23 protein-coding genes and 1 pseudogene are annotated in these 26,190 nt (G+C 48.8%); 6 read left to right on the top strand and 18 right to left on the bottom strand.

What is annotated here, in order from left to right:
• Positions 1 to 246: 246 nt before the first annotated feature.
• On the top strand, positions 247 to 591 hold the full coding sequence (locus ACMGGU_RS14050; RefSeq protein ID WP_008500952.1) for a YejG family protein: 345 nt from the start codon (positions 247 to 249) through the stop codon (positions 589 to 591).
• A 3-nt stretch (positions 592 to 594) separates the two neighbouring features.
• Here the strand turns inward: ACMGGU_RS14050 and yejF are convergent, their stop codons facing one another.
• From yejF to ACMGGU_RS14005, 9 genes are all read right to left on the bottom strand, one after another.
• The gene (gene yejF / locus ACMGGU_RS14045) at positions 595 to 2,184 is read right to left on the bottom strand and encodes a microcin C ABC transporter ATP-binding protein YejF (protein ID WP_045334339.1); all 1,590 of its coding nucleotides are present in this window, start codon (positions 2,182 to 2,184) and stop codon (positions 595 to 597) included.
• Position 2,185: 1 nt separating this feature from the next.
• Positions 2,186 to 3,211: an ABC transporter permease gene (locus ACMGGU_RS14040; RefSeq protein ID WP_045334341.1), complete on the bottom strand. Its 1,026-nt coding sequence runs from the start codon at positions 3,209 to 3,211 to the stop codon at positions 2,186 to 2,188.
• Complete coding sequence (locus ACMGGU_RS14035) at positions 3,211 to 4,305, bottom strand: microcin C ABC transporter permease YejB (protein WP_045334343.1); 1,095 nt, start codon at positions 4,303 to 4,305, stop codon at positions 3,211 to 3,213. Before ACMGGU_RS14035 ends, ACMGGU_RS14040 begins: the two co-directional genes overlap by 1 nt.
• A 9-nt stretch (positions 4,306 to 4,314) precedes the next feature.
• Entirely contained in the window at positions 4,315 to 6,120 is a 1,806-nt protein-coding gene (locus tag ACMGGU_RS14030) for an extracellular solute-binding protein (RefSeq protein WP_045334345.1), read from the bottom strand.
• 74 nt (positions 6,121 to 6,194) lie between these two features.
• Positions 6,195 to 7,751 (bottom strand): cyclic di-GMP phosphodiesterase, encoded by a 1,557-nt coding sequence (locus ACMGGU_RS14025; protein WP_420300665.1) that lies wholly within the window; start codon positions 7,749 to 7,751, stop codon positions 6,195 to 6,197.
• 127 nt (positions 7,752 to 7,878) lie between these two features.
• Complete coding sequence (mepS, locus tag ACMGGU_RS14020) at positions 7,879 to 8,448, bottom strand: bifunctional murein DD-endopeptidase/murein LD-carboxypeptidase (RefSeq protein ID WP_008500946.1); 570 nt, start codon at positions 8,446 to 8,448, stop codon at positions 7,879 to 7,881.
• Between the two features lie 427 nt (positions 8,449 to 8,875).
• Positions 8,876 to 9,577: a phosphatase PAP2 family protein gene (locus ACMGGU_RS14015; RefSeq protein WP_164712107.1), complete on the bottom strand. Its 702-nt coding sequence runs from the start codon at positions 9,575 to 9,577 to the stop codon at positions 8,876 to 8,878.
• Between the two features lie 33 nt (positions 9,578 to 9,610).
• Entirely contained in the window at positions 9,611 to 10,597 is a 987-nt protein-coding gene (locus tag ACMGGU_RS14010) for a CobW family GTP-binding protein (protein WP_126534661.1), read from the bottom strand.
• A 122-nt stretch (positions 10,598 to 10,719) separates the two neighbouring features.
• Complete coding sequence (locus tag ACMGGU_RS14005) at positions 10,720 to 12,186, bottom strand: mannitol dehydrogenase family protein (protein WP_420300664.1); 1,467 nt, start codon at positions 12,184 to 12,186, stop codon at positions 10,720 to 10,722.
• Positions 12,187 to 12,391: 205 nt separating this feature from the next.
• Here ACMGGU_RS14005 and uxuA point away from each other — a divergent pair, with 205 nt between their 5' ends.
• Positions 12,392 to 13,582 (top strand): mannonate dehydratase, encoded by a 1,191-nt coding sequence (gene uxuA / locus ACMGGU_RS14000; RefSeq protein ID WP_420300663.1) that lies wholly within the window; start codon positions 12,392 to 12,394, stop codon positions 13,580 to 13,582.
• 117 nt (positions 13,583 to 13,699) lie between these two features.
• Here uxuA and yeiP read toward each other — a convergent pair whose 3' ends face one another.
• The gene (gene yeiP, locus ACMGGU_RS13995; RefSeq protein ID WP_008500940.1) at positions 13,700 to 14,272 is read right to left on the bottom strand and encodes an elongation factor P-like protein YeiP; all 573 of its coding nucleotides are present in this window, start codon (positions 14,270 to 14,272) and stop codon (positions 13,700 to 13,702) included.
• Positions 14,273 to 14,436: 164 nt separating this feature from the next.
• Here yeiP and ACMGGU_RS13990 point away from each other — a divergent pair.
• Positions 14,437 to 14,520, top strand: a pseudogene (locus ACMGGU_RS13990) (YkgJ family cysteine cluster protein); the annotation flags it as partial.
• Between the two features lie 35 nt (positions 14,521 to 14,555).
• Here ACMGGU_RS13990 and ACMGGU_RS13985 read toward each other — a convergent pair.
• Positions 14,556 to 15,647: a DUF4236 domain-containing protein gene (locus ACMGGU_RS13985; protein WP_338627828.1), complete on the bottom strand. Its 1,092-nt coding sequence runs from the start codon at positions 15,645 to 15,647 to the stop codon at positions 14,556 to 14,558.
• Positions 15,648 to 15,866: 219 nt separating this feature from the next.
• Between ACMGGU_RS13985 and ACMGGU_RS13980 the strand changes: the two genes are divergently transcribed.
• From ACMGGU_RS13980 to ACMGGU_RS13970, 3 genes are all read left to right on the top strand, one after another.
• Complete coding sequence (locus tag ACMGGU_RS13980; protein WP_072059494.1) at positions 15,867 to 16,133, top strand: YkgJ family cysteine cluster protein; 267 nt, start codon at positions 15,867 to 15,869, stop codon at positions 16,131 to 16,133.
• Positions 16,134 to 16,440: 307 nt separating this feature from the next.
• Positions 16,441 to 17,067 carry a hypothetical protein gene (locus tag ACMGGU_RS13975; RefSeq protein WP_338627827.1) on the top strand — a complete coding sequence of 209 codons (627 nt, stop codon included), beginning with the start codon at positions 16,441 to 16,443 and terminating at the stop codon, positions 17,065 to 17,067.
• A complete protein-coding gene (locus tag ACMGGU_RS13970; RefSeq protein WP_420300662.1) occupies positions 17,060 to 18,211 on the top strand; it encodes a hypothetical protein in 1,152 nt (383 codons plus the stop codon). Before ACMGGU_RS13975 ends, ACMGGU_RS13970 begins: the two co-directional genes overlap by 8 nt.
• Positions 18,212 to 18,304: 93 nt before the next feature.
• Here the strand turns inward: ACMGGU_RS13970 and ACMGGU_RS13965 are convergent, their stop codons facing one another.
• The 7 genes from ACMGGU_RS13965 to ACMGGU_RS13935 form a co-directional block, all read right to left on the bottom strand.
• The gene (locus ACMGGU_RS13965) at positions 18,305 to 18,964 is read right to left on the bottom strand and encodes a hypothetical protein (protein ID WP_338627825.1); all 660 of its coding nucleotides are present in this window, start codon (positions 18,962 to 18,964) and stop codon (positions 18,305 to 18,307) included.
• A complete protein-coding gene (locus ACMGGU_RS13960; RefSeq protein ID WP_420300661.1) occupies positions 18,961 to 19,233 on the bottom strand; it encodes a hypothetical protein in 273 nt (90 codons plus the stop codon). The genes ACMGGU_RS13965 and ACMGGU_RS13960 overlap by 4 nt, the downstream gene beginning before the upstream one ends.
• A 527-nt stretch (positions 19,234 to 19,760) precedes the next feature.
• Entirely contained in the window at positions 19,761 to 20,432 is a 672-nt protein-coding gene (locus tag ACMGGU_RS13955; protein WP_338628662.1) for a recombinase family protein, read from the bottom strand.
• Between the two features lie 294 nt (positions 20,433 to 20,726).
• Positions 20,727 to 22,478, bottom strand: coding sequence for a hypothetical protein (locus tag ACMGGU_RS13950; protein ID WP_338627824.1), 1,752 nt, complete (start codon positions 22,476 to 22,478; stop codon positions 20,727 to 20,729).
• A 557-nt stretch (positions 22,479 to 23,035) separates the two neighbouring features.
• A complete protein-coding gene (locus ACMGGU_RS13945) occupies positions 23,036 to 23,632 on the bottom strand; it encodes a hypothetical protein (protein ID WP_338627823.1) in 597 nt (198 codons plus the stop codon).
• The gene (locus tag ACMGGU_RS13940) at positions 23,616 to 23,984 is read right to left on the bottom strand and encodes a hypothetical protein (RefSeq protein WP_338627822.1); all 369 of its coding nucleotides are present in this window, start codon (positions 23,982 to 23,984) and stop codon (positions 23,616 to 23,618) included. Before ACMGGU_RS13940 ends, ACMGGU_RS13945 begins: the two co-directional genes overlap by 17 nt.
• Complete coding sequence (locus ACMGGU_RS13935; protein ID WP_420300660.1) at positions 23,974 to 24,738, bottom strand: lysozyme inhibitor LprI family protein; 765 nt, start codon at positions 24,736 to 24,738, stop codon at positions 23,974 to 23,976. The genes ACMGGU_RS13940 and ACMGGU_RS13935 overlap by 11 nt, the downstream gene beginning before the upstream one ends.
• Between the last annotated feature and the right edge of the window lie 1,452 nt (positions 24,739 to 26,190).

Here is a 26,190-nt window from a genome sequence, read left to right as displayed (position 1 = left end):
TTGATGCATATCAACCAAACCCCGTTCGTTTATGCTGTGTTTGTTTATTTTATGTAAAATCTATTTGTGTAAAAAGTCACATCATTGTATTCAAAAAGGTTGAGTTAGATCGCAGAAACGGGTACATATAGCGCCGACGCGAGCCTGAATACCGATAAAAAAGTGCTGAATAGTGCAGGCTGACGATGATGTGTTACTATAAATGTAAATAAATTGTGAAGTAAATTTTGCTTCCGGGGAACGAACGTGAATACATTACAACTTTCTATTGTCCATCGCTTGCCCCAGAGCTATCGCTGGTCGGCGGGATTTGCTGGTTCGAAAGTTGAACCGATTCCGCAAAACGTCGCGGGCTGTGAAAACTGCCTGGTGGCGCTCAAGCTGTTAAGCCCGAGTGACGAAAATGCCTGGCGGGTGATGGAGCGCCTCAGTCAGGCCCTGACGGATATCGAAGTGGACAGCTCCGTACTGGAGTGCGAAGGTGAGCCGTGCCTGTTTGTGAAAAGCCAGGACGAGTTTGCTGCCACCTGCCGTCTGAAAAATTTTGGCGTTGCCATTGCCGAGCCTTTCTCCGGCCAGTACCCGTTCTGAGCGCTAGTCTGACGACAACAGCTGGCGCGTGTAGCGCTGCGTTGGCGCGCTAAATACGCGCTGGCAATCGCCCTGCTCGACCACCTCTCCCTGACGCAACACAATCACCTGATGGCATAGCGCCCGCACCACCTGTAAATCATGGCTGATAAAGATATAGGCCAGCCGGTGCTTTTCCTGTAACCCTTTCAGCAGCGCCAGGATCTGCGCCTGAACGGTCCTGTCCAGCGACGACGTGGGTTCATCCAGAATAATCAGCTCCGGTTTCAGGATCAGCGCGCGGGCAATAGCGATACGCTGGCGCTGCCCACCGGAAAATTCCGCAGGGTAGCGGTGGCGCGTCTCGGGATCTAGACCCACTTCGGTCATGACCCGCATGACCTCCTGCTCGCGTTGCTGCGCGCTCAGGCCGGGCTGATGGACGCGCAGACCCTCTTCTATAATCTGTAACACGCTGAGCCGTGGGTTAAGCGAGGAGTTGGGATCCTGAAACACCACCTGCATGCGGGGACGCACGGGCAGCATCTGGCGGCGGTTCCAGCGGTGCAGCGGCATATCGTCAAACAGGATCTCGCCCTGGGAGGCAATTAAACGCAGCAGCGCCAGACCGGTGGTGCTTTTACCCGAGCCGGATTCGCCCACCAGCCCCAGGGATTCCCCCGGGCGCAGCGAGAAGCGGAGGTTTTTCAGCACCGGGTTGCGATCGACAATGCGGCGCAGAATACCTTTGCGGATCGGGAACGAGACGGACAGATCCTCAACGCGCAGCAGCGGCGTGCTGTCCGCATCGAGAGGAACCGGGTCGCCGGAGGGTTCGCTGTCGAGCAACCGCTGCGTATAGGGGTGCTGCGGTGCGCTCAGCAGCGTTGACGCCGTATTCTGTTCAACACAGCGCCCGTTCTGCATCACCGCGACGCTGTCGGCCAGCTTTCTGACAATGCTCAGGTTGTGCGTGATAAACAGCAGGCTCATGTTCAGCTCGTCACGCAGTTCCCGCAGCAGCGTCAGTATTTGCGCCTGTACCGTCACGTCCAGCGCCGTTGTGGGCTCGTCGGCTATCAGCAGTTCGGGGCGCGTGAGCAGGGCCATGGCGATCATCACGCGCTGGCGTTCGCCGCCGGAGAGCTGATGCGGAAAATCATTCAGTCGTTTGGCCGCATTGCGTATGCCTGTGCGTTCAAGACAATCCAGAATTTCTCCCCGCGCGGCCTCTTTGCGCATCCCACGGTGCAGGGAGAGCACTTCATAGAGCTGTTTTTCCAGGCTGTGCAGCGGGTTAAGCGACACCATCGGCTCCTGGAAGATCATCGCGATTTTGTTGCCGCGAATGCCGCGCAGGGTCTGTTCGTCGGCGTGCAGCAGCGAACGGCCGTGAAAGAGAATATCCCCTTGCGGGTAGCTCACTGGTGGAGAGGGCAGCAGCCGCAGGATGGAGAGCGCCGAAACGCTCTTGCCTGAACCCGATTCACCCACCAGGGCCAGCGTTTCACCGCGCTGGATCTGCAGCGTCAGGTCGCTGACTACGGTGCGCGTCTCGTCCTGTTTGGAAAAGGCAATCGACAGGTTATCAATACTGAGCAGGGGCTGGGTCATCTTATACCGCCTTGTTCGGATCAAAGGCATCGCGCACGGCTTCGCCAATAAAAATCAGCAGCGACAGCAGCACGGCCACGGAAAGAAAGGCGGCGATGCCTAACCACGGCGCCTGCAGGTTGTTCTTGCCCTGCAGCAGCAGTTCGCCAAGCGATGGGGAACCCAACGGTAACCCGAAACCGAGAAAATCCAGTGAGGTGAGGGTGGTGATGGAGCTACACAGAATAAACGGCAGGAAGGTGAGCGTTGCCACCACGGCGTTGGGCAACATATGGCGGAAAATGATCCCGCGATCGCTCACGCCAAGCGCCTGCGCGGCGCGAATATAGTCGAAATTACGGGTGCGCAGAAACTCGGCCCTTACCACACCGACCAGCGCCATCCAGCCGAACAGGACGGTGATGCCTAATAGCCACCAGAAGTTGGGCTGTACGACGCTGGAAAGCAGGATGATCAGAAACAGCGTCGGCATGCCTGACCAGACTTCAATAATCCGCTGACACCACAGGTCAATCTTCCCGCCGTAGTAACCCTGAACGGCGCCCGCCACGACGCCCATCACGCTGGAGAAGAGCGTCAGCATCAGTCCAAAGAGAAGCGAGATTCGCGTGCCGTACAGGATGCGTGCCAGCACGTCGCCGCCGTTAGCATCCGTTCCCAGCCAGTTTTGCGCGGAGGGCGGGGAAGGGAAGGGGCTTGTGGTGGCGAAGTTAATGCTGTTTGCGCCAAAACGTACCGGCGCCCAGAGCGCCCAGCCGTGCTGCTCAATCTGCTGGCGAAGCCACGGATCCTGATACTCCGCCGGCGTCGCAAACGGGCCGCCAAAGTCGCTTTCGCTGTAATTGGCGATGACCGGCACGTACCAGCGATCGTTAAAATGCACCAGCAGCGGTTTGTCGTTGGCGATCAGTTCTGAAAACAGGCTCAAGACAAACAGCACGGCAAAAATCCACAGCGACCAGTAGCCGCGGCGGTTGTGGCGAAAGCGGGCCCAGCGGGCCTGGTTGACGGGGCTTAAACGCAGCATCATCGGCCCTCAAAATCGATTCGGGGATCGACCAGCGTATAGCTGATATCGCTGATGATATTCAGCAGCAGGCCAATCAGGGTAAATATATAGAGTGTGCCAAACATTACCGGATAATCGCGCGACACGGTGGCCTCATAGCCCAGCAGCCCCAGGCCGTTGAGCGAGAACATCACCTCTATCAGCAGCGAGCCGGTAAAAAACATACTGATGAACGTGGCCGGAAACCCGGCGATCACCAGCAGCATGGCGTTGCGGAACACGTGTTTCCACATGATCTGCTTCTCGCTCACGCCTTTGGCGCGGGCCGTGACGACGTACTGTTTACGAATTTCATCGAGAAAGGCGTTTTTGGTCAACATGGTGAGGGCCGCAAACCCGCCAATGACCGTTGCCAGAACCGGCAGCGTAATATGCCAGAGATAGTCGGTAATTTTCTGGTACCAGGGCAGGGAGTTGAAATCGGCGGAGACGAGCCCTCGCAGCGGGAAGAGGTCGAAATAACTTCCCCCGGCAAAAAAGACGATCAGCAGGACAGCAAACAGAAACGCCGGGATGGCATAGCCGATAATGATGAACGTGCTGCTCCAGATATCGAACCGGCTGCCGTTGTACACCGCTTTGCGGATCCCGAGCGGAATAGAGACCAGATAGATGATAAGCGTACCCCACAGCCCCAGCGTGATCGAAACCGGCAGGCTTTGCTTGATCAGCGTCAGCACTGACGCACTGCGAAACAGGCTATCGCCAAAATCAAAGCGGATGTAATCCCAGAGCATCTTGAAATAGCGCTCGTGAATCGGTTTGTCAAAGCCGTAGCGGTGGGTGATCTCGGCGATCACTTCCGGATCCAGACCGCGTCCCCCGCGATAGTGGCTTTCACTGATATTCCCTACGCCGGTTCGCGCATGGCTGGCACCCATCCCTTCACCGCCGCCGCCGGGCATGCCGCCGCTGTTGCCAAATTCAATGGCGGCAATAGCCTGATCGACCGGCCCACCGGGGGCGATTTGCACGATAAAAAAGTTAATCGTGATGATGGCCCACAGGGTAGGGATGACCAGCAGCAGACGGCGGAGAAGATAGGCACCCATGATGATTCCTTATCGCCGCTCAGCGGGAAGTCTGGCGGCTTTGTTAACGTCATACCACCAGGTATCAAAGCCCAGGGAGTAGACAGGGCGCACGGCTGGCACGGAGAACTTATCCCAGCGCGCAAGGCGATCTTCGCCCATATACCACATCGGCAGCATGTAGTAGTTCCAGGTTAAGACCCTGTCGAGGGCGCGCCCGAGCGGCAGAAGCTTGTCTTTATCCCCCTGCGCCGCCACGATTTTCGCAATCAGCGCATCAATCGCCGGGCTTTTTACCCCCGGCGCATTGTACGAGGAGTCGATGTAGCTGGAGGCCCAGGAGATTTGCAGGTCCGAGCTGGGCCACGGTTGGGCGGGCCACAGGCGCTGCATCATGTCGTAATCACGGCTGCGCATGCGGCTGGTGATCTGCGCGTTATCCACCTGGCGAATGTTCATGGTCACGCCCAGCCGCTCAAGGTTGTGCTTAAACGGCAGCACCCACTGATCGTTGCCTCCGGACGAGAGAAGCAGCTCAAAGCTGAGCGGTTTGCCCGTTTTGGCATCCACACGTTTTTGATTTTTCAGGTGCCAGCCCGCCTCATCCAGCAGCTTGCTGGCCTTCAGCAGGTTGTCGCGGTCGTAGCCGTCACCCTTCGATGCGGGCGGCTGAAACACGGTGGTGAAAACCTGCGGTGGCAGTTCCGCTTTCAGCGGCGCCAGCAGGACCAGTTCGTCGGCTTTCGGATAATCGCGCGCGGCGTATTCGGTATTCTGAAAATAGCTGTTGGCGCGGCTGTAGGCACCGTAAAACAGCGCTTTGTTCATCCACTCAAAATCAAAGGCCAGGGAGATGGCTTCCCGCACCCGGCGATCGCTAAATACCGGACGTTGAATATTAAACGCCAGCCAGCGCGTGTCTTGCGCAGACGCATTTTTGTGCTCGTCTTTGACGATATAGCCTTTAGCAAAATTTTTGCCGATATAGCGGGTCGCCCAGTTTTTGGCGCTGCTCTCGACGCGCAAATCGAAGGCCCCGGCTTTGAACGCCTCAAACGCCACGTTATCGTCGAGGTAGTAATCATAGCGAAGGGTGTCGAAGTTCCAGCGCCCGCGGTTTACCGGCAGATTGGCCGCCCAGTAGTCTTTGACGCGGGAATAGACGACATATTGCCCCATGCGCCAGTCGGTGATGCGGTAGGGGCCGCCAGCCAGTGGTGGCGTTGAGAGCGGGTCGCTCAGCTTATGATCTTTCCAGAACGATTCCGGCATCACCGGCAACGAGAACAGGCTCAGCATGTTCTCTTTGTTGGGTTCGCTCAGTTCGATGCGCACGGTGAGCGGCGCAATGGCTCTGACCGATGCGCCTTTATACACGATGCGGAACTGGGGCACGCCTTCGGTCATGAATTTATGAAAGGTGAAGGCGACGTCGCTGGCCTTAACCGGTGTGCCGTCGTGAAAACGTGCTCGCGGGTTCAGCGAGATTTCCGCCCAGGCGAAGTTATCGGCGTAGCGCACGTTCTCGGCAATCAGCGGATAATAGCTACCGGGCTCGTCATCGGAGGTGACAAAGAGCGTATCGTAAAGGGATTCCGTCCGCGCGGCCGCCACGCCGCGTAGGGCGTAGCGGTTGAAGTTGTCGAAGGTTCCCGTGGCGGAAAGCGTGACCTTACCGCCCTTCGGCGCGGCAGGGTTGACGTAATCAAAGTGCGTAAAATTGACCGCGTATTTCGGCTCGCCAATGACCGCGAAGGCGATATTTTCTTTGATGGCTTGCGCCTGGCTGGACAGGCTCGTGAATGCCAACATCAGCAACATAAAGCGCATAAGCATCTCGCGGCAGCTCCCTCTTTTACAGACCGGCTCGGTTAAGCTGAATAATAAGTGACGTCGCGGACAATGTGAAATTAATCGCCCTCGGGCGAAATATCAGGACGCCATTCGCGGAACTGCGCCAGCGGCATGGGACGACTAATCCAGTATCCCTGCAGGAAGTTAACGCCGTGTTCGCGTAGCCAGGCCGCCTGCCCCGGCGTCTCTACCCCTTCGGCGACGGTCGACATATTCAGTCGTCTTGCCAGCGTAAGAACGGCATCCAGCACCGGCGACGTCACGGTCTCAGTACCGATCGCATTAACAAAACCACGGTCTATTTTGAGGTAGTCCATGGTGAAATGCTCAAGATAAATCAGCGCGCTGTGGCCGGTTCCAAAATCATCAATGGCGATTTCAAACCCTTCGTTATGCAGCCATTCGAAGAGGCTGTTGGCTTCCCGATGGTTAAGCATATCGCGCTCGGTAATTTCCAGCACGATCTGGAAATAATCCGGTGGCAGTAACGCTTTGAAGGTGCGCATATCGTCCTTGAAGCTTTCCGCATGCAGATGACCTGGCGCAATGTTAATGCCCACCTTGGCGCCCGGAGGTAACAGCGTTTGTAATACGGGAGCGTCGTGAATGATAAGATCAAAGAGATGCAGCGTCAGCGGGACAATCAGCTTCTGCGCTTCGGCAAAATTAATAAACGCGTCCGGCGGAATTTCCCCCATTGTCGGGTGTTTCCAGCGCATCAGGACCTCAAGCCCGGTCATCCTGAGCGATTTGGCATCGACGACGGGTTGGTAGACCACATAGAACTGACCGCGCTTGATGGCGCTTAAAATTTCTTTACCCGGGTTGAGCCGAATGCTGAGGATGTAGTAGTTAAGCGATCCGGCACAAATACCGCATACCAGGCCGAAAAACAGCGCATAGAGGATTTCATCGCCTGTCCATGCGTCAGCATACAGGTTGATGGTCAGGGGGACGTCTTTCAGTGTCGCCGTGCGGACCGGGATGTCATGCAGTTCGTGTGCATGAACCAGGGTGCTGGACCGCGTCGACAGCGCGTTATCGCCGATGATGATGGCGATACCCGCGAACTCGTCCTGGCGCTCCGTGTAGAGCAGGTAAGGCGTCAGATTAATATTCACTGAGGTGAACACGCCGCCATCTTTTACTAATGGGTTGCGGTACCAGATCGCAATCGCAGGCTCATCAGGCAGCATGGGGGTACCCGGAAGCAGGGCCATATCGATCTGTTTATCGATGTTCAGCTCAGGTATCAGCGTCTTCATCGGGACATTCATCGGGCCTGTCGCGGAAGAGCAGAATGCCATCTTGTCCCTGACCAGCAGGAAGGCGCGAACGTTAATGCTGAAGGCCGCGCGTGAGGTGAGTTCCTGATTGACGTCGTGGCAGGTATTTAGCGTGAGAGGCTGGAGAACATTGACCGCTTTTTTTAAATCGTCGAAATAGCTCCCCATGTAGGCGCTCACATCATTCACCAGGGTGTCGAATTTGACTTCTCGCTTGTGGTAACTCCAGGAAAATTGCAGGGAACCCAGAAGCAGGGCGGTAATGAGACCAGTGATAATACTGAGGATCAGTATCTTGCGATTACTGGAGAAGTAGCGGGTAAGCATAGACGTCGTGATTCCTGAAAAGCCGCTGGATGTATTCAGTGTAACGGGCAAAAAAAAACACTGCCGAAGCAGTGCTTTTTTTCATCATATCGCCAGCCAAGGGATAACCAACGATACAATAGCGATATTAACTGCGGGTCAGTACGCGGCGCGCTTCGTTATAACGCTTCTTCCAGTACGGTTCGTTCATGCTGGAAATGGTCACACCGCTGCTGGTGGAAGCATGTACAAACTGGTCATTACCAATGTAGATGCCAACATGTCGACCTGTCGAACCGGCACGGAACAGAACTAAATCACCGGTGCGCAGTTTGGTACGTGAAATCGACTTGCCCATCTCCTGCTGTTCATAGGTCGAACGCGGAAGATCTAACCCAAATTGCTCGCGGAATGTACGCTGTACAAAACCGGAACAATCAATACCTGTTTTCGTGCTGCCGCCAAGACGATAACGCACGCCTTTCCAGTCAGCATACTGGTCCATAATGCGGGACTTCACGTCCAGATTACGTACCATATTTTCAAATTCATCCTGAGAGGCTTGCAGTGAAGAGGAATCTTCCATTCCCACAACACGCGTCTCAGGATGCATATTCTTGGCGGTGTTCGATGTACTACATGCAGATAACAGTACCGCGACTGCTATCGCCGGGATCCCCCGTAAGATATATCTCAGAAACGGTTGAGATTTGACCATTTTGTTTATTATCCCTTGAAGTCCTTAACGACAAATATCGTTATAAAAATGCCAAACGTGACGAGACTAATTATCTGTTCACATTGAGACAATTCTTTCTGGTCACATTTGTGGCGTAGCGCACAAAATTATTCACCATCGAAATAATTATCCCTATGGGGCAAAACGAGTTCGAGATTAACCGATTGCCAGGGGTATTGCGAGTAAAAAAAGCCTTTTTTTTATAAGAAAATGTGATACAGAAAGTAAAAATCCGTAATTGCTTAAAATGCGGTCAGATCCGAGGCTTTATCGCGCAATTGCTTCATTTTTATCATGAATGTGATGACAAGAATATGACACGGGGAAAAGATCGTGGCGGGAAGGCTATCGGGGATCATGTCGATCCCTGATAGCTCACGTTAATTTAGGTTAGTTATTTGTTCAATTATTGTTGCGCTTTACCGGGAAGGTAGCGATCGAACAGCGCTATTATCCTGTCGCTCAGTGGGGTCATCAAACACCACGGCAGCGCAATCAGCGCAACGGAAAGCGAACCGACGGCAATATCGGTGAACCAGTGAGCGCCAATCATTACGCGCGGGAAGGCAAAAACCACAAAAATAATCAGGGCTATGGCAAACGCTTTTCTGCCGAAATAGCGAAGCATAATTGCGGAAAAAATAAGCAGCATCATGCCGTGATCGCCAGGGAAACTGTCCTTCGACGCATCTTTCGTTGGAATATGCAGCAGCTCACTGACGCGATAAATATCGGTGAAAAAGAGCGTTGGGCTGGAACGCTTAACCGGAATAATCGCGGTGGCCAGCTGGTTAATGATGACAGCAAACAGCAGCATCACCAGACCGATAATCAGAATACGTCGGCGTCCTGCTTTATCTTCTTTCAGCCAGAAAGAGAGCATCAGGCAGCCCATCGCCAGCAGCGAGAAGCCGTCAAAGGCGCGGTTGTTGGTGATGGCTACCAGCCACAGGAACGCGTTGCTCTTCACCAGCTCCTGGTTGAAGAAGTGGAAGAGGGCAGAATCCAGTGGGAACCAGAAACCATGATTCACCGGGATATACCAGGAGAAGAAAAGCGCCAGACCGGCGACATTAAGCAGTAATATCAGGGGAAATCGAGTTGTCATAACGTTCTGCATAGAGTGAAAACTGGGGCAACGTTAGCCGCCCGAACTTAAACGAATCCTCAACAGGCTGGACTGGAGGGCATTCCAGTCGGCGTTAACCGCACTAATTAACTCTATTCGGCTGTCGGGCGGCGCTACGTTTTGCGTTTCAATAAAGAAATCGTCGCCCTGGCGGTTGATCCGCACCAGTCCGTCCAGCGTACGCATGATCCCTTTCACGCGATCGACGGGCGCAAGGCGGGCCCACTCCAGGATCCCAATGGTGTCAAAAACGGTTTCAGCATCAAAAATCCATCCGCAGGCCTGATATCCCTGACCGCTGTTCAGATTACGACGCCAGCGCTGGTGCTCCGGCAGACTCAGGGCTGCCAGACCCTGCTTAACCGGGTGACTGTGCGCATGCTCCGCGCTGGCGGGCAGCTCGGTGAGGTTCAGACGAGGCAGGTCAAGCAGGGCGCTATCAATATTCCCCTGGGTGGCCTGCACAAGCGTGCGATTGCCGCCAAAATGGTGCCACCACGCCTCCAGCGCGGCCTGGCTTTCTGGCGTGGCGCGATCTTCCTTGTTGGCGACGATAACGTCCGCCGAGGCGAGCTGATCGCGGAAGTTCTCGTTGGCCACCGCCTTGTCATCCAGAAGCTGACGCGGATCGAGCAGGCACAGGGTGGCGCGCAGATCGATCCACGGCTCGTAAACCGGTGCGGTCAATAAATCGAGGATCTGCTTCGGGTGACCCAGCCCGGTAGGTTCAATCAGCAGGCGGTCAGGTTTGCCCTGACGCAGCAGGGTATTGAGCCCGACCTGCATCGGCAGGCCATTGACGCAGCACATGCACCCGCCGGGGATCTCTTTAATCATTGCGCCGCTGGATGACAGCAACGCGCCGTCAATGCCCACCTCGCCAAATTCATTGACCAGCACGGCCCACTTCTCGGCCGGATCTTTATTCGCCAGCAGATGGAGAATTGAGGTGGTTTTACCGCTGCCGAGAAAACCGGTGATGAGGTTGGTTTTGGTCACGTGCGCTCCGGATGAGAATTGTGATGCTATAACACTGTTCTCTATCCTGGCGAAAAACGGGCCCCGTGAGAAGGGGAAGGGCGAACGGAGGCCTCATCCGTTCGCATTAAGCGCAATAATCGTTAAAGATTTAACGTTTCGATAACAGCCTGACGCGCGCCGTGGCGGGTAATGCGCTCATAGGCCTGGCTGACAGCCTCCACAAAAACGCGATTATGCGCAAGATCGTGCCCGAAGACCTCACTCAGCCCCAGCAGCGCGTGGACGCGGTTGGCGTCGCTGCTGGCGTTGACGATGGCGCGGATTTTATCGCTGAGGGGATCGCGAACGTCAATCGCGTTTCCGCGTTCGTCGGTACCGCTGACGTAGCGTATCCAGCCGGCCACGCCCAGGGCCAGCAGCGACCACGGCGTATTTCGCTCAAGATGAACGCGGATCCCGTCCAGCATTCTCTGGGGCAGCTTCTGGCTACCGTCCATCGCGATTTGCCAGGTCCGATGCTGGAGAGCCGGGTTGGCAAAGCGTTCGATCAGACTATCGGCGTATGCCGTGAGGTCGACATCCTTGATGCGCAACGTGGGGGCCTGCTCGTCCAGCATCAGCCGACGGGCGGCTTCGCGGAACGCCGCGTCCTCCATGCATTCATTTATATGAGCGTAGCCCGCGAGGTACCCCAGATACGCCAGGAAAGAGTGGCTGCCGTTGAGCATGCGTAATTTCATCTGCTCCCAAGGCAGCACATCCTGCACCATCTGGACATCCGCCACTTCCCACTCGGGACGCCCGGCGACAAAATTATCTTCCACGACCCACTGAATGAACGGCTCGCAGCTGATGGCGCACGGATCTTCCACGCCGAGCGCGTCGGTGATTTCCGCCAGCGAGGCCTCCGTCGCGGCGGGCACAATCCTGTCGACCATCGTCCCCGGGAAACTCACGTGGCTATCAATCCATTCAGATAACCCTGCGGAGCGTTTTTGCGCCATGCCCAGCACCGCGTTTTTCACCACGTGCCCGTTGTCAGGGATATTGTCGCAGGACAGCACGGTAAACGCAGGTAAGCCGCGCTCGCGGCGGCGGTGGAGGGCTTCGACCAGGATGCCAGGGGCCGAATGTGGCTCGGAGGGGTTTTCAAGGTCGTGGACGATCCGGGGGTTATTCAGATCGAGTTTTCCGGTCGCGGGATCGATGCAATAGCCTTTTTCCGTGATGGTGAGCGAGACAATCGCAACCTGAGGCTCGCAAAATTTCTCAATAATGGCGGGCAGGGAGTCCAGCTTTGCGTTCAGGCATTCATGGACGGCACCGATGATAATGGCCTCATTTCCTTCAGCCCCTTTTTCCAGCACGGTGAACAGATGATCCTGCGCGCGCAGCTGGCTCATCAGCACATCGCCGCTGAAAAGGCTAATCTCACAAATCCCCCAGTCGCCGCCTTTTTCATTCAGCACCCGATTTGTTAACAATGCCTGGTGCGCACGGTGAAACGCGCCAAAGCCAAAGTGGACGATGCGGGAGCGTAATGACTGGCGATCGTAGCGAGGTTGCTGAACCCGGGCAGGAAGGGCGGTGGAGGCAATTGTCTTCATGAGATACACACCTGATTAACCATTAATTAACAATGCCAGTGTAAAGTTATATGACAGCAAATAAAATTGGTGAGCCGTAATTATCCCCGTTATGTGAGTTTGATCAATCAATGTGTGGCGGTGTATTGACCCTTCACGGCAAACATGTATGGTAGTCGTCATTGCAGTAGCACATATTGGTATAACAACTTAAGAGGGTGAGGCAATGGAACAAACCTGGCGTTGGTACGGGCCGAACGATCCGGTTTCTCTTGATGATGTGCGTCAGGCTGGCGCAACGGGTGTCGTCACGGCGCTGCATCATATTCCTAACGGTCAGGTCTGGCCGGTAGAGGAAATACAGACGCGTCAGGCGCTGCTGGCGGAGAAGGGATTAACCTGGTCTGTGGTAGAAAGCATTCCGGTTCATGAAGATATCAAAACCCATTCAGGGGAGTACCAGACCTGGATTGCTAACTACCAGCAGAGCATCCGTAACCTTGCGGCCTGCGGCATTGATACGGTTTGCTACAACTTCATGCCTATCCTGGACTGGACGCGAACTGACCTTGAATATCAGATGCCGGACGGCTCGAAAGCGCTGCGTTTCGATCAGATTGCCTTTGCGGCATTCGAACTGCACATTCTGAAACGCCCTGGCGCCGACGCGGATTACACCGCGGAAGAGCAGCAGCAGGCGCTCGCGTGGTTTAACGCCGCCAGTGACGCAGATATCGAAAAGCTGACCCGTAATATTATTGCGGGCCTGCCGGGGGCTGAAGAAGGGTATACGCTGGATCAGTTCCGCGCCCGCCTGGCAGAATACGGCGATATTGATAAGCAGCAGCTACGTGAAAACATGGCGTATTTCCTGCGCGCTATCGTGCCGGTTGCGGAAGAGGTAGGGGTTCGCCTGGCCGTACATCCGGATGATCCACCGCGTCCAATCCTCGGCCTGCCGCGTATCGTGTCCACGATTGAAGATATGCAGTGGCTGAAAGAGACGGTCGACAGCATCTATAACGGCTTCACCATGTGTACCGGCTCCTACGGTGTGCGGGCGGATAACGACCTGGTGCGGATGATTGAAACCTTCGGCGATCGTATCCACTTCACGCATCTGCGCGCGACCTGCCGTGAAGAGAATCCAAAAACCTTCCATGAGGCGGCGCACCTGGGCGGTGATGTGAATATGGTGGCGGTGGTAGACGCCATTCTGGCGGAAGAGGCGCGTCGCAAGCAGTTTGGCGATGTGCGTCCTATTCCGTTCCGTCCTGACCACGGTCACCAGATGCTGGACGATCTGCGTAAGAAAACTAACTCGGGTTATTCGGCGATTGGCCGTCTTAAAGGGATGGCGGAAGTGCGCGGCGTTGAGCTGGCGCTGAAGATGACGAAGTATCCGGAGCTGCTGTAACCGGAATTGCCGGGTGGCGGCTTCGCCTTACCCGGCCTACAAAAACACAAAAACCGGCTTCAGGGCCGGTTTTTTCGTAGGTCGGGTAAGCGTAGCGCCACCCGATAAATGCCGCAATCAGTCAGCGCGGCCCATATAGCGTTTTTCTTCAATATGGATGCGGATCTTCTCGCCAGCAGAGAGGTATTCCGGTACCTGCACAACCAGGCCGGTCGTCAGGGTCGCCGGTTTGTTGCGGGCACTTGCGGATGCGCCTTTGATGCCAGGTGCCGTTTCAACGATTTCCAGATCGACCGTCTGAGGCAGTTCCAGCGCCAACAACACGCCGTCCCAGGTCAGAACCTGCATGTCTGGCATACCGCCTTCCGGGATGAACAGCAGCTCTTCTTCAATCTGATCTTTGGTGAAGATATACGGGGTGTAATCTTCTTTGTCCATGAACACATATTCGTTGCCGTCGATATAGGAGAAATCAACATAGCGACGGGTCAGGGTGACGGTATCGACGATATCGTCACCTTTAAAGCGCTCTTCCACCTTCAGGCCGGTACGCACATCGGCGAAACGCATTTTGTACAGCGTAGCTGCACCACGGGCGCTTGGTGCCTGAATATCGATATCTTTCACAATCAGCAGTTTGCCGTTGTAATTCAGTACCATACCTTTCTTAATTTCGTTCGCTCTTGGCATTGCAGTAATCCTGTTTACGGGAGGTAAAAAATATCGCGCCAAATTACTCGCGCGCGGCCTTTCAGGCAAGAGGAATTCGTGGCTTTTGCTATCAATACGCAAAAGGTGTTACTGTGCGCGCGATACCCGACTGTACGGGCATTCGCCAGCGAAAGAGAGCATTTATGGATTGCCGTCCCGATTGTGGCGCGTGCTGTACTGCACCGTCCATTTCAAGCCCCATTCCAGGAATGCCCGAGGGCAAGCCTAATAGTCAATTATTCACAGTTTAAAAATGTCATAGCTAAGTAGAAATGACTTTTTTGCTAAGTGTTTCAATTGAATGTGAAAAGCTTTCTCCATAGCCAGTTTTCGACAGCTGTAATAACTCATTTAGTCCAGAATGACTTGTAAACGAAAGGTTTTCATACAAGCATATAGGAAGTTCTGAATTGTCTTTAAATCTTCTGTCTGGGCCTCCAGACTTGTTCACATACTTCCATGTCCTGCCAACGACTATGGCATCTCCAGGTACACCTTCGCTTTCAATGAATCGACTGTCACCAACATTAACGAATAGCTGGTTATAACCAACAGCGCCAACACCTTCACGGTCATAAACGAGTACTCTATCTGGAAAAAAATGTAATGTTTGACGGCCGACATTGATAGCAATCGTCTCAATATTTGTTTTAACAAAGGGAGGCTTTGATTTGCTGATAGAGGTTATTTTTCTGCGTAATAAGTTACCAGCCCCGGCATGATACTTGGGGTCATAAACGGCTCCAGAAGCTTCTATATGCCATACTTTTGAGCAGCTTGCGAGCTTAGCTCCACTATCATGAAGTTGCTGGTAACATGCCATCATTTGATCATCAAAGTCATAAAAAAGAACAGTAGTCTTTCTTAGCTGATCGTACATGTAAGCAAAAACAGAAATTGCTGCCCCTAAGATAAAACCTATGGCGAGGCACCACTCAGGCCATGCCTGTGAAAAACCGTAAAGTAACAGCGCAATCGAAAGGCAGAGGATCAAGGGCCATATTTGTGACTTCTTACGTTTGTTGTTCAACTCTTCAAGCAGTTCTCGTGAACTTGAATCAACGATTTCTGAGATATGGGATGACTCGATTTCCTCAAGAGGTGCATGTGTAGTGTCATGTCCTATTGGGGACTCGTCTGGTACATGTTGAACCTTCTTTCTGTTCTGTGGGACCAGGCTTGGTGAAAGCGAAGCACGATAATAGACTCCACCAGCACCGATGTGGATATAATTTCCTCTTGGGCCAGTCCCAAACCTCAGTCCTTTTATACCAATTGATGCCCCGACTCCTGATTTAGATAGGTTAAATCTCATCGGTCCAACGCGAATGCTTTTCTTGATATGAAAGCTCATTATAACTCCTGGTAAAGCGAGGGGCAGAATTCATCTTACGCTAGGGCGATCTAACTGATGGATTTTACTGCATACGCTTGAGATTTTTAAATGAGCATTAATCCATATGAGAGGACAATCGCGAATTTTATGCGGAATAGTTCTTAGTTACATACTGTCGCCCTGATTCTGACAATGTGTTAATGTTTTATTCGAATACAAAGAATCTGAGATGTCCTGATGGAATGCCGAATCGATTGTGGGGCCTGTTGCATCGCTCCTTCAATATCCAGCCCTATCCCTGGTATGCCGCAAGGGAAACCAGCAAATGTAAGGTGTGTTCAGCTATCTAATGATAATTTATGTAACATTTTTGGATCCCATCTTCGTCCTAAAGTTTGTAGTAGCCTGCAACCCTCTTTGGATATGTGTTCAACGAATCGAACAGATGCGATGACATACCTAATCAAACTCGAAGATGAAACTTGCCCCACTGCCACTTTGTAGGTATACGCTTATAAACTACTGTAGGGCAGGACTGTCTATCGGGGCGGGCTCAGTCAACTGCGAGTGCTAAGTCGTTTATTGCATGCGCTGCCGCTTTTTTGCTTTGTTTTGAATTAAAAAAACGATAAGATCTTAGTTGTAAACACAGTATATCGATAATTAATTTTACACTGGCTCTATATCTAGTGTCTTAGGCTTTTTGGTTAAAAGTTGTACTTCTATAGTTTGTCAGTCTTTATGCTTCAGCTGGTTTGGCTTTTTCACGTTTAAACCTCACTAGTACGTGGGATGTGATGGATAGAGTTGAATGAAGAGTCATGAGTATATTGTCATATGTGGACTTAATCGTAGTCAGGTTGGCAGATTGCTTGCGATCGTTGCCTCAACTTTGTCTGCTTTTATAATCTTTTCAATGTTGAAAGTGGCCGAGATGCTTAAGCATTTCAACTTCGACAGCCATATCCCTCCTTCTCTCCTATCACTTGGTGGGGCTGGAACCATTTACTTAATTCTCTATAAATTACTGGACAAATCCCTATGGAGAGCGCCGTTAGTAGGCAGAGCTCTGCGCGTGCCTGACCTCTCAGGTAAGTGGCAAGTTCAAGGCTTAACAAAAACGGAGGGGGGTAAGCCTTGGGAAGGTGTGCTAACAATCGTACAGTCATGGGATAAGGTCCGGATTGTTCTCAAAACTGCTCAATCGCAATCTGATAGTGTTACTGCATCGATAATTTACGATGAATGCATTGGTTATCAGTTGCTATACCACTATAAAAACCACCCAAAAATGGGCGAAGAGCACCTTCATGCACATATAGGATTTGCTGAATTCTGGTTTGATGAAGATTTATTAACGGCTGAAGGGCATTATTTCAACGCTCAAGGCCGAGCTACTTATGGCACCATGACAATCAAGAGGATCGCTAATGTCTAGTTCAACTTTCAGTGACCGCATTCAGCGGATGAAAAAACGCCGCAAGGGCTCCCCGGAACAAGTTAAGGTTGCGATGGAGTCTTATAGTGGTGTTGCAATGGATGGTCTTGAGAGTTATGACATATTAGCAAATGTACTTTCCTCTCAGGAAGAATGGGAGCATCGTGGCAGGGGAGATAACGCGACACGTTACGTCATAGGTGCTATGCAATCTGTCGAAACTCAATATACTGAGGTATCACTTAATACCGCAAAGCGGATTGAAAACCAGCTTGAAAAAAGACTGAGTGAATATAATCTTGACTTTCGTCTGCAAGGCTCTGTTGCTTTAGATATTCATATCAAGGGTTTCAGTGATGTTGATTTGCTTGTTATTGATAAGCAGATGCTAATGTATGATCGTGATGGGGTTAGACAGAGTCTATATACACCCACATCTAAGAAAGAAGATGATGTTATACTCACATTACGCAATACAGCACGCGATGAACTAAGAAAAGCATTTCCAGAAGCATACGTTGATGATGAAAATAATAAATCTTTGAGAATTACAGGTGGCTCATTACAACGGGAAGTAGATGTAGTACCCGCAATCTGGTGGGATAATATTGACTATCAGTTAAGTCAGGAAGAGAGCGACCGTGGGGTAATGATTCTTCAAAGAGATGAGCGTAAACGAATTTATAACTCCCCATTTGTACATATAAAGCGAATTGAGAGTAAATGTGATCGTTCTAATGGTGGCTTGCGTAAAAGCATACGCTTACTGAAGACCATAAAGTCTGACTTCCAAGATGAGGAGGGTACAGAAATTGGTCTTAACAGCTATGATTTAACATCGATTATGTATCACGCCGATGAAAATAATCTACGGCATAATGCATATTATGAACTTGCTGTATTGGTGGAAACACATCGATGGTTAAACTATCTTTGTTCGCATCCTATTGAGGCGAAAAAATTGGATGTGCCTAATGGTACTAGAAAAATCTTCGAGGATGATAATTCATTAAATGAGTTGATGAAGCTAACTAATGTGGTTAATAACTTGGTTAATGAAGTAATGAATGAGCACATTGGTAATTTTGGACGGCAATTAGCACTCAACGAAAGTGAATTGCTCAAAGGCATTCAAGTACTTTAGCTTGAAAATAGAGGGAGGCAGTTAGCCTCCCTCTTTAAAATTTGATAGTTTAGTAAAAAGCATTCAGTCAGGTTTTTTAAAATGATAATTTTATCATACAGCAATTTTACGTTGTGTGTTTTCGGCTTCTTTGTAGGATGATATACCTTTACAGTCACGAGTGACGAGTCTTAAAGTTATCTCTCCGTGTGTTGGTGTATTTGTCCAATATGTTCCGTTCAAAGATAATTGATCTCCCGCTAACTTTAATTCCCCTGCACCGCTTGTTATTGAATGTGCGCCTGAAAAAACTTTCCTTAGTTCAAAGACATAGCAAAGCCTAGTCACGTCTGTTTTCGAGCTTCTTAAAAGAGCTTCAAGTCGGGATTCTCCTTCCTGTCTTTCGGTAAAAGATTGAATAGAAAGAGTTAGATAGGTTTGTCGTATCACGAAAAAAATAGGAATGACCAATCGGTTTCCGTCAATAGCACCGTAGTCTGACCTTAGCTCTCCAACCCAAACGCCATGGACGAGTGGTCGATTCATCCATTTGGCTAGATGCCGCCAGCGCCAGGCTAATTTTGAAAATACCCCGAAGAATAAAACACAAAGACCAAGCGATAAGCTGAATGCCTTCCATGCAGCAGAGGGTATTGGTTGATGGAGGTAATACCATTGGAAAAGAAAAATCAGCAAGCCTAGTAGCCCCAGCAGCCAGCCAAATACTTTTAGTAGGCGTTCAAACTCGGCAGTAGTTAGACTAAGATTATTCATTGGAGCTCACCAATTGTATCTTCATAACCATTTTTATAAATGTGTATATATCCTTCCGCGGATATTATAGCGGCAGCTTCCACTTGTGGTAAGGTTGATATTAGCTTAGCAGTCATCTGACGAGCACCTTGCGGCCAAACAGCTAATGGGTTGGCAAGAGCGACATCGAGAGGAGGAGATACAAATTGCGCAATATGAGTGAGATCTCCGCTTTTTGCCTCAATGAGGTGAAAACCATCATGCATAATGCTTCCACGAGTTGCCAACATTGCAAGGACCTTAAAGACGTGGTCTGCACCCGAAATGGGTAAGCCTTTATCAGCATTAAGGCGCGACCCTAAAGGAACTACAGGCAAGTTCTCGATAGTGCGATAAGCAATAACCCCAATTCCTACAAAATCGGTAGACCTCTGTGCTACTAGTCTAGTTAGAAGTTGATGAAGCCATAACTTGTTTATAAGTCTACCCTCGCCAGTTAAGCATTAACATGTGTACAAGATCCTACCATCAAACAATTTTTGCATGAAAGGGATTTATTCACATAAAGGTCTTTGAAACTAATTTTTTTCAATAAAAAAATGTAAGCATATTGCTCATAGGATCCTCTTAGGCATGATAATAGTGCCTGATTGCGAAAGAAGTTTTGGGAATATACAAAACACAGATTTGCGTCGTTTTAGTGACATCCTTGATGTTTCCTCGATGTGAGCTAGACCCTTTCCAGGCTGATCATGGCAAAGCAATATACGAAATACTTCACCCATTGTGATAAAAATTCCTAACCTTCGCATCACGCTCAAAGCATATGATCAGATTCGATTGCATTCCGTCTGCTGAAACTATCAGTTCCAGCCCGTTCTAATAACTCTTTCTTGATGCGGTAAAATGTTGCACGGCTTATATCTGCCGCCTTCATTATATGTGCTGGTTTTACGTTTTGTGCAAGCATCTCGCGAACGATCTCACGGGCCTCCATATCTTTTTCTTTCCCCGCATACAAACCTGCCAGTTTTGCTCTTGCGATACCCTGTGCTTGGCGTTTACGCCGAGTTTCATAATCTTGTCGTGCCATTGTCGCAAGGATATCGATCAGCATTGCATTGACTGCCCGAAGAATACCGCTGGTTAGGTCATTACCGGACATTTCAACCATCTGCCAGCTTGTTGGCAAATCCATTGATACAATAACCAGTCCTTTACTGTTCAGCGTAGCTTTGAGTTCAGCCCATTCTTCATGTTTAAGACGGCTTAGACGGTCAATCGCTTCAATAAGAAGTAGATCGCCGGGTTGTGCTTGTTCAAGAAGATGCATTAGTTCCACACGATCCAGCTTCGCACCGCTGGCATTCTCAATGTATTCTCCGGCTATTTGCCAGTTTTTGCATTGCGCAAATTCGCGCAGGCTAACTAATGCACGATCAGCATGTTGGCCTTCGGTAGATGCACGGCAATAGATACGGACTTTCATCATGAGTTCTCTTTTGAATATTAAATCGATACCCATATGATACGGTGCGTGGTTTTGTTGTCAATAGAGTTAAATTTAACCCTATTGAGACTTTGTATCATGGTCTTTATCAGGTATACCCAATCGATACATATTGGCTTGGGGGAGTAATAACTCTTATGTCAGGAGATGATAGAGAGTCGGCTAAAAGTTCATAGCCGACTTCACTAATGCCTTATTCCGAACAAAATGAGTCGGTAGGTAAAAACATATAAAGTATAAAAATTATACTTATTAATGAATACATTACATGATTCATGTGTCTTTAAACAGTAACTTTCCAATCCACCAAATTGATTGACCAAAATTTGATATGAGTTGCTCACCTTGCCTTAAATAGGAATTATTGTCATCAATACCTGCAAGCTTTAAAGCATCTCCAATTTTCGAACTGGTAGGGTGAGCATCTCCCACTCGCATATCGTATGTTCCTGCTATGGGACCAAATACCTTCCGCGCTTTCTCTGGGCCAATTTTTTGAGCAAGGATATCTTCAAGCAGTTTATTTGAACCCAGCTTGTCCTTGTTCGCGTGTGTTGAAAGTTTACGAAGTTCGCGTACGTCCAACCGATCAGTAAAAATTCGTATAAGCTCTTTTGCTAACCTCAAAAGGGACGCTTGATCTTTGACCGCGAAACGGGAGACATGCTTCATAGCCTCAGAGCGATCAATATCATGTGTAAAAAGCGGAACGTTGAAGACGCCGCGGAATCCGCTTTCAAGCATCTCAATGACATCAAAAAATAGCTCTTCCACAGCGTGGGTTGACGCAGGGCGACACTTTACTTGAGAATCTAATAGTTCACCTGAAACTTTCCCATCCGGTACAACATTATGGGCAGCCCATATATGTTGCTCCCATGCAGGAAGACGAGCGATGTCATAAGCGTAAATGGTAATCAAATCGGAAGAATTTATACCGAAGTGAATCGAATACCCTGAAGTGGAAATGATTCCTCCAGTTTCTGCTGAATACCACCTGAGTGAAAATCCTCTGAGAGCAAGCAGTTCACTAACGATACTGGAGCGAAACCACAACCATCTTCCAACATCTTCGTTATCTAATTCGGCAGATGCTAAACGAGTTCCATCGGTTTCAACAATGAAATAAGGTAGATTTTTATCTAAATCTCCTCTTATTCGTGTGCTTACTCCTTGATGTTCTATCCACTCATCACGCCAGAATTCCCCCTCGACTCGAACCCCTGTATAACCACCTTTTCGCCCATGAGATTTTTCATAATCGGTGTTCTCGTCAGTTTCTGGCCCCATTACGGGGGCATCTTCATCTTCGTCGACATCTGTTCTCCATGCGCGGAACATTGCCCAACTGCCGCCAAATACATCATTTATTTCGCGGATTAATAACTCGTATTGCCCGCCATCACGCTGTTCTTTGTGGCTCACCAAATTTGCATATTGGCTAGTTTCAAGTGAAGCTACATTTTCAATGCGTTGACGGTAGTAAGAGAGCCGTAACGACAGATTTCGAGCAGCTAAGTAATCGATTAAAAATTCTCTCTTTATTTCGATCAGACGGTGCTCACCGTTTTCATCGATAACTTCACGAGCGACAACTACAAAATTTTCTTCAGGTCTTACCCATTGTTCTCCCTCTTTAATGAGGCGAAGTGCTGCAACAAGGTCAGGATTGAGTATCCACTGTCTTCCTCCGACTACTGGCTGAGGCAATTCAAGTACTAAGTGAATACCAATCGGGTCTTTATCATTAAATTGATACTCATCAATTGCAGAATAATACCCATCCTTGTATGCGTAAGGAGATATGGTTGTACCAATTCCTATTTCGCTCCAGCTTAAGCTTTCGGCGACTTCACGATTCTGCGGCGGGAATGCAACTGATCCACATCCAAAATACTCATTGATGTAGCCGATTTCCTTGACGTCTCCTTGCGCATTCTCCAAGGATTGCCGCAGGGGTATCCAAGTCGATTTTGAAAACGTACGTCGAGTCTCTTTCTGTTGAAGAATCCAATCTTTATCCATTTGTCGTTAATCCTTTGTTAACATAAGTTATCAATCAAACGTTTCGCACTTGATTTGGGTAGCAGGCTATCCCTGACTTGAAATGACGTTGACTACAACCTTGAGTCACCAACTACATGGATCCAGCCACACGCGAATAAACCAATGCAATAAAAAGTTATATCTCCGATTTTTTTATGGACAAGTCTTTGGTGCAGTGTAAGTCAATAGCATGATCTTCTTGAGTTTGCTAATGGTTGATTTCATTTTTACGTGCAATTTTTATCGATTTGGCTAATCAACCATGATAATGTTGACTGGGTAAACTACTGGAATCTTCACTGTGGATGGCAGCGTGTTAAGATTTAGCGCTTCTGCTGCGTTACAAAATTGGATACAGTTTGCGACACATAAAAACCCCAGCGTCGCTGACACTACATATGGTTGAACGTTGTTATTTTCTTGGTCGGATATGTTTTTATCTAATCCTAATCAGTGGGTCATATATTGATTAAATAAGTTAATATTTTGATTAGTGATGCAGGGGGCGCCCCTGCATTTGAAGATCGTATAGAGCGTTACTTCTGGCAAATCTCCCGATCGTAGACGCCACCATTTACAGCCAGCAGCTGTCTTTTCTTTTTTGAAATCATATTAGTCATGATTTGCGAACGATCTAAAAAAATACCATCAAATGTTCCTGGACGTGCATTCCGTCCTGCAATAATTGCTATATCTCCCAAGTTTAACGTTGCTACCTTATCGTTATCATAATCCGTATTTTCGAAAATGAATTTTATCCCTTCATTCGAATCAGGGATATATAACGTTACTAACGGTTTTTTACTGAAAGTGACTGTACCGATGCTTTTAATTTTACCAGTAACCATCAAGCGACATTTCTTGAAATCATTCGTTGCCCTGAATTCGTGTTCTTTAAACTTCGCATAAACTTCCCCGGTAGTATACACCCTTGGAAGTATATCGATTATTGATGGTTTGGATAGTTGCTCTTTTTGTTGCAAAGAAGTTGAGTCTCTGTATGATACTTGTATTGATTCATATGTGCTGGCTTGGGTTGGTGTTATTGCTAAACCGTTCAACATATAAATCCCGAAGGAGATGGCAACAGTTACAATCGTTTTTTTAAAGTGAAATTTAGAGTCTGCTATCATTTTGCTTTTCCATAACTTCTATCTTAACAATATGCTTACCATTACGGTATGTTTTTACGTTATCAGTGGGAGACTTAACTGCGTTACGGATCTCATTTATTATATGTTTAGATAACAAATCGCAGCCCTCCATATACATAACCTTACGGGTATCAGTATCTGATATATTAGTGAAGCAGCTACTTATCCATGAATCAGGTATTTCGACTCCATGTATCAGATTCATATATTCAACGATAAACTTATCTGTCAGATGAAAATGTCCAACCACGTATTTTCCATTATAGGTTTGACGAGAAGACGAAGTTATCCAGTCATTTTTTAAAACCAATGTCAGTGCTTTATTTTTCATTTTCAGATTCCAGTTCACGAATACGATTGTTCGTCATGTTGATAAGGCATTTCTGCTCGTAATTGCAGTCGGATTTTTGTTTTATCCATTCTCTTTGAGAAGGGAGTAAGCGTTTTCGTGTTTCAGGGCTAAGGTTTTTCCAGACCAAATTTAGTCTCTCATCGCTTGCTTCATAACTGTGTGTATCGACATTTGAGGTTGCTGTATTGTTATTGGTGGCTTCAAGGTTGTTATTATAGAAAATGGGTGCGCGAACTCCCTGAGCATACTCTTTAGCTGCTTTGTCCCACACGCCTTGACCATTGACAGTCAGTATTTTCCTGAACTCTGTAGTGTTGAAACTATAAATGCGGATCTCGCCATTGAAATCCATCTTCACGTTGACTGTGGTTGACTTCGCAATGCCAGTCAAGAAAGCCCCAGCTTCTGAGCCAAGTGAACAGACTAATTCCTTCGTATCCTCGTTATTCTTTGGGCGTAGTCCGTGCATTTTGAATCTACCACTATTAGTTGTAGCAGTGATATCTACCAGCGGCACAATCGATGATGATTGCTTTGCCATCGCGAAGCATATTCCCTTCAGATTTACATCCCTGTCCATCCCGAGAAACATCAGGGCTTTTTGGTCGCTGCTGGCGACACCCGCTGATTTTGCCTCTGGTAATAAATAGACGGTATTAGATGCGGCAGCCATACATGAAATGAGAACAACGCCTGATGCCATGATTTTTAACGTTTGTATAAGGATAGTCATTCTGGATACCTTCTTTCTTTCGCACTTGATCGGGGGGGCAGAGCACTCGTTCCGTGAGTCTTGCTTACGAGAAACACCTACTGAAGAATCATGATCTTACATCGATCTGTAAAATCTATCAATATCGAGAAATTGATCTATAAAAACGATCGATTGATTCAATAGATATACCGAAAGTTACAGGGATTAAGATTAAGTATATGTTATTCAAGCGTTTTAAGTTTTTTGGGATTGCATGCGTGGGATGGAAAACTCCTCTTTGCTGGTCGTGTTGAGAAAGATTTCAGGCTCAACTAGGCAAACCCACAATCCTCTTTGCATAAAGGTATATCTACCTGATAATCCAGCCCCGGGTCTCGTGCATAGCGCAAACAGAAGTGTTCTATGCGATTGAGGAGGCAACTGCTTGGGTCACAATGTCTTTCCACCAATAGCGCTGGCTTTTAGTGTGTTTTGTCTTTTAGAAGGCGTTGGTGGAAAGGGGGCGGGGTTGTCGATCTAGGGGGGCTGAAAACCGCATTCTATTACTGAGTTTTGTCGATCTAGGAGGCTGTAAACCCTTGCTGTAACAGGGTTTGAGTTCCCTTCTATATAGTAAAAATAACAATGATAACCATGTTACAAGGATAAAGGTCACTTCAAAAAACTACGAGCGAAGCGAGTGCGCGAAGCGCTATTGACCGTTATTAGATCATTGAACGATTGGATTCATTCACTAGATTTCTTCGCTACGCTCGAAATCCCTTCGGGCTTCGCCCTTCGGTGCTTACGCCCTTGAAGTTGTTGTAACGACTTCTGTAAGGTATTTAATTCATTAATTTCTGAGGTTTACTTGGGTGAGAAACCCTGTTCAGGTTATCCCTTCTCTAACTAAAATAGAGATACCAGCAAAGCGAGATAACCAACTTCCCCGATCTATTTGCTGAACGCTCAGTTGATTAGAGCGTTACCAAAAGAGCTGTTGAGAGTTCATTGATTAGCTTTGGAGAAGTGCTTGTTTGTGAGTATTCCAAGTCAACACTAAACCATGTAGTGAGAAACACTTTTTATTGACTAAATAAAAGTCATAAATTTCTTTTTTTATACAATTAAGGGATTGGACACTAAATTGAATTATACTTGAACTGTTTCTTTGAGCGCGTGAAAAATGACGCTCTAAATAGATATGTGATAAAAAAACTTGTTAGCATTGACAACTTATAGGAAGCTAATAATAAAGTTTTGCAGCCAGGGAGTATTAAATGAGACCAAGAAAGCTATCAGGAGATGATCTTGTCATATTGGCTTCCAAATGGCTTGCCATTGATACTGAAGGTAAAAAATGAATTACCGAAAGAATCATGCATTTCATAAGAAACTTTGTATTGTTCGATGGATATATTCGGATTAGCGTTCGTTAAATCGTTGAACTTAACCCAGACAAAAAGCCCTCTGTACTAACAGAATACAATC

The sequence above is a fragment of the Enterobacter sp. BNK-8 genome (genome assembly GCF_048685095.1).
In the GTDB taxonomy this organism is placed as follows: Bacteria; Pseudomonadota; Gammaproteobacteria; order Enterobacterales; family Enterobacteriaceae; genus Enterobacter; species Enterobacter quasiroggenkampii.
This window is presented reverse-complemented; position numbering and strand designations above follow the sequence as displayed.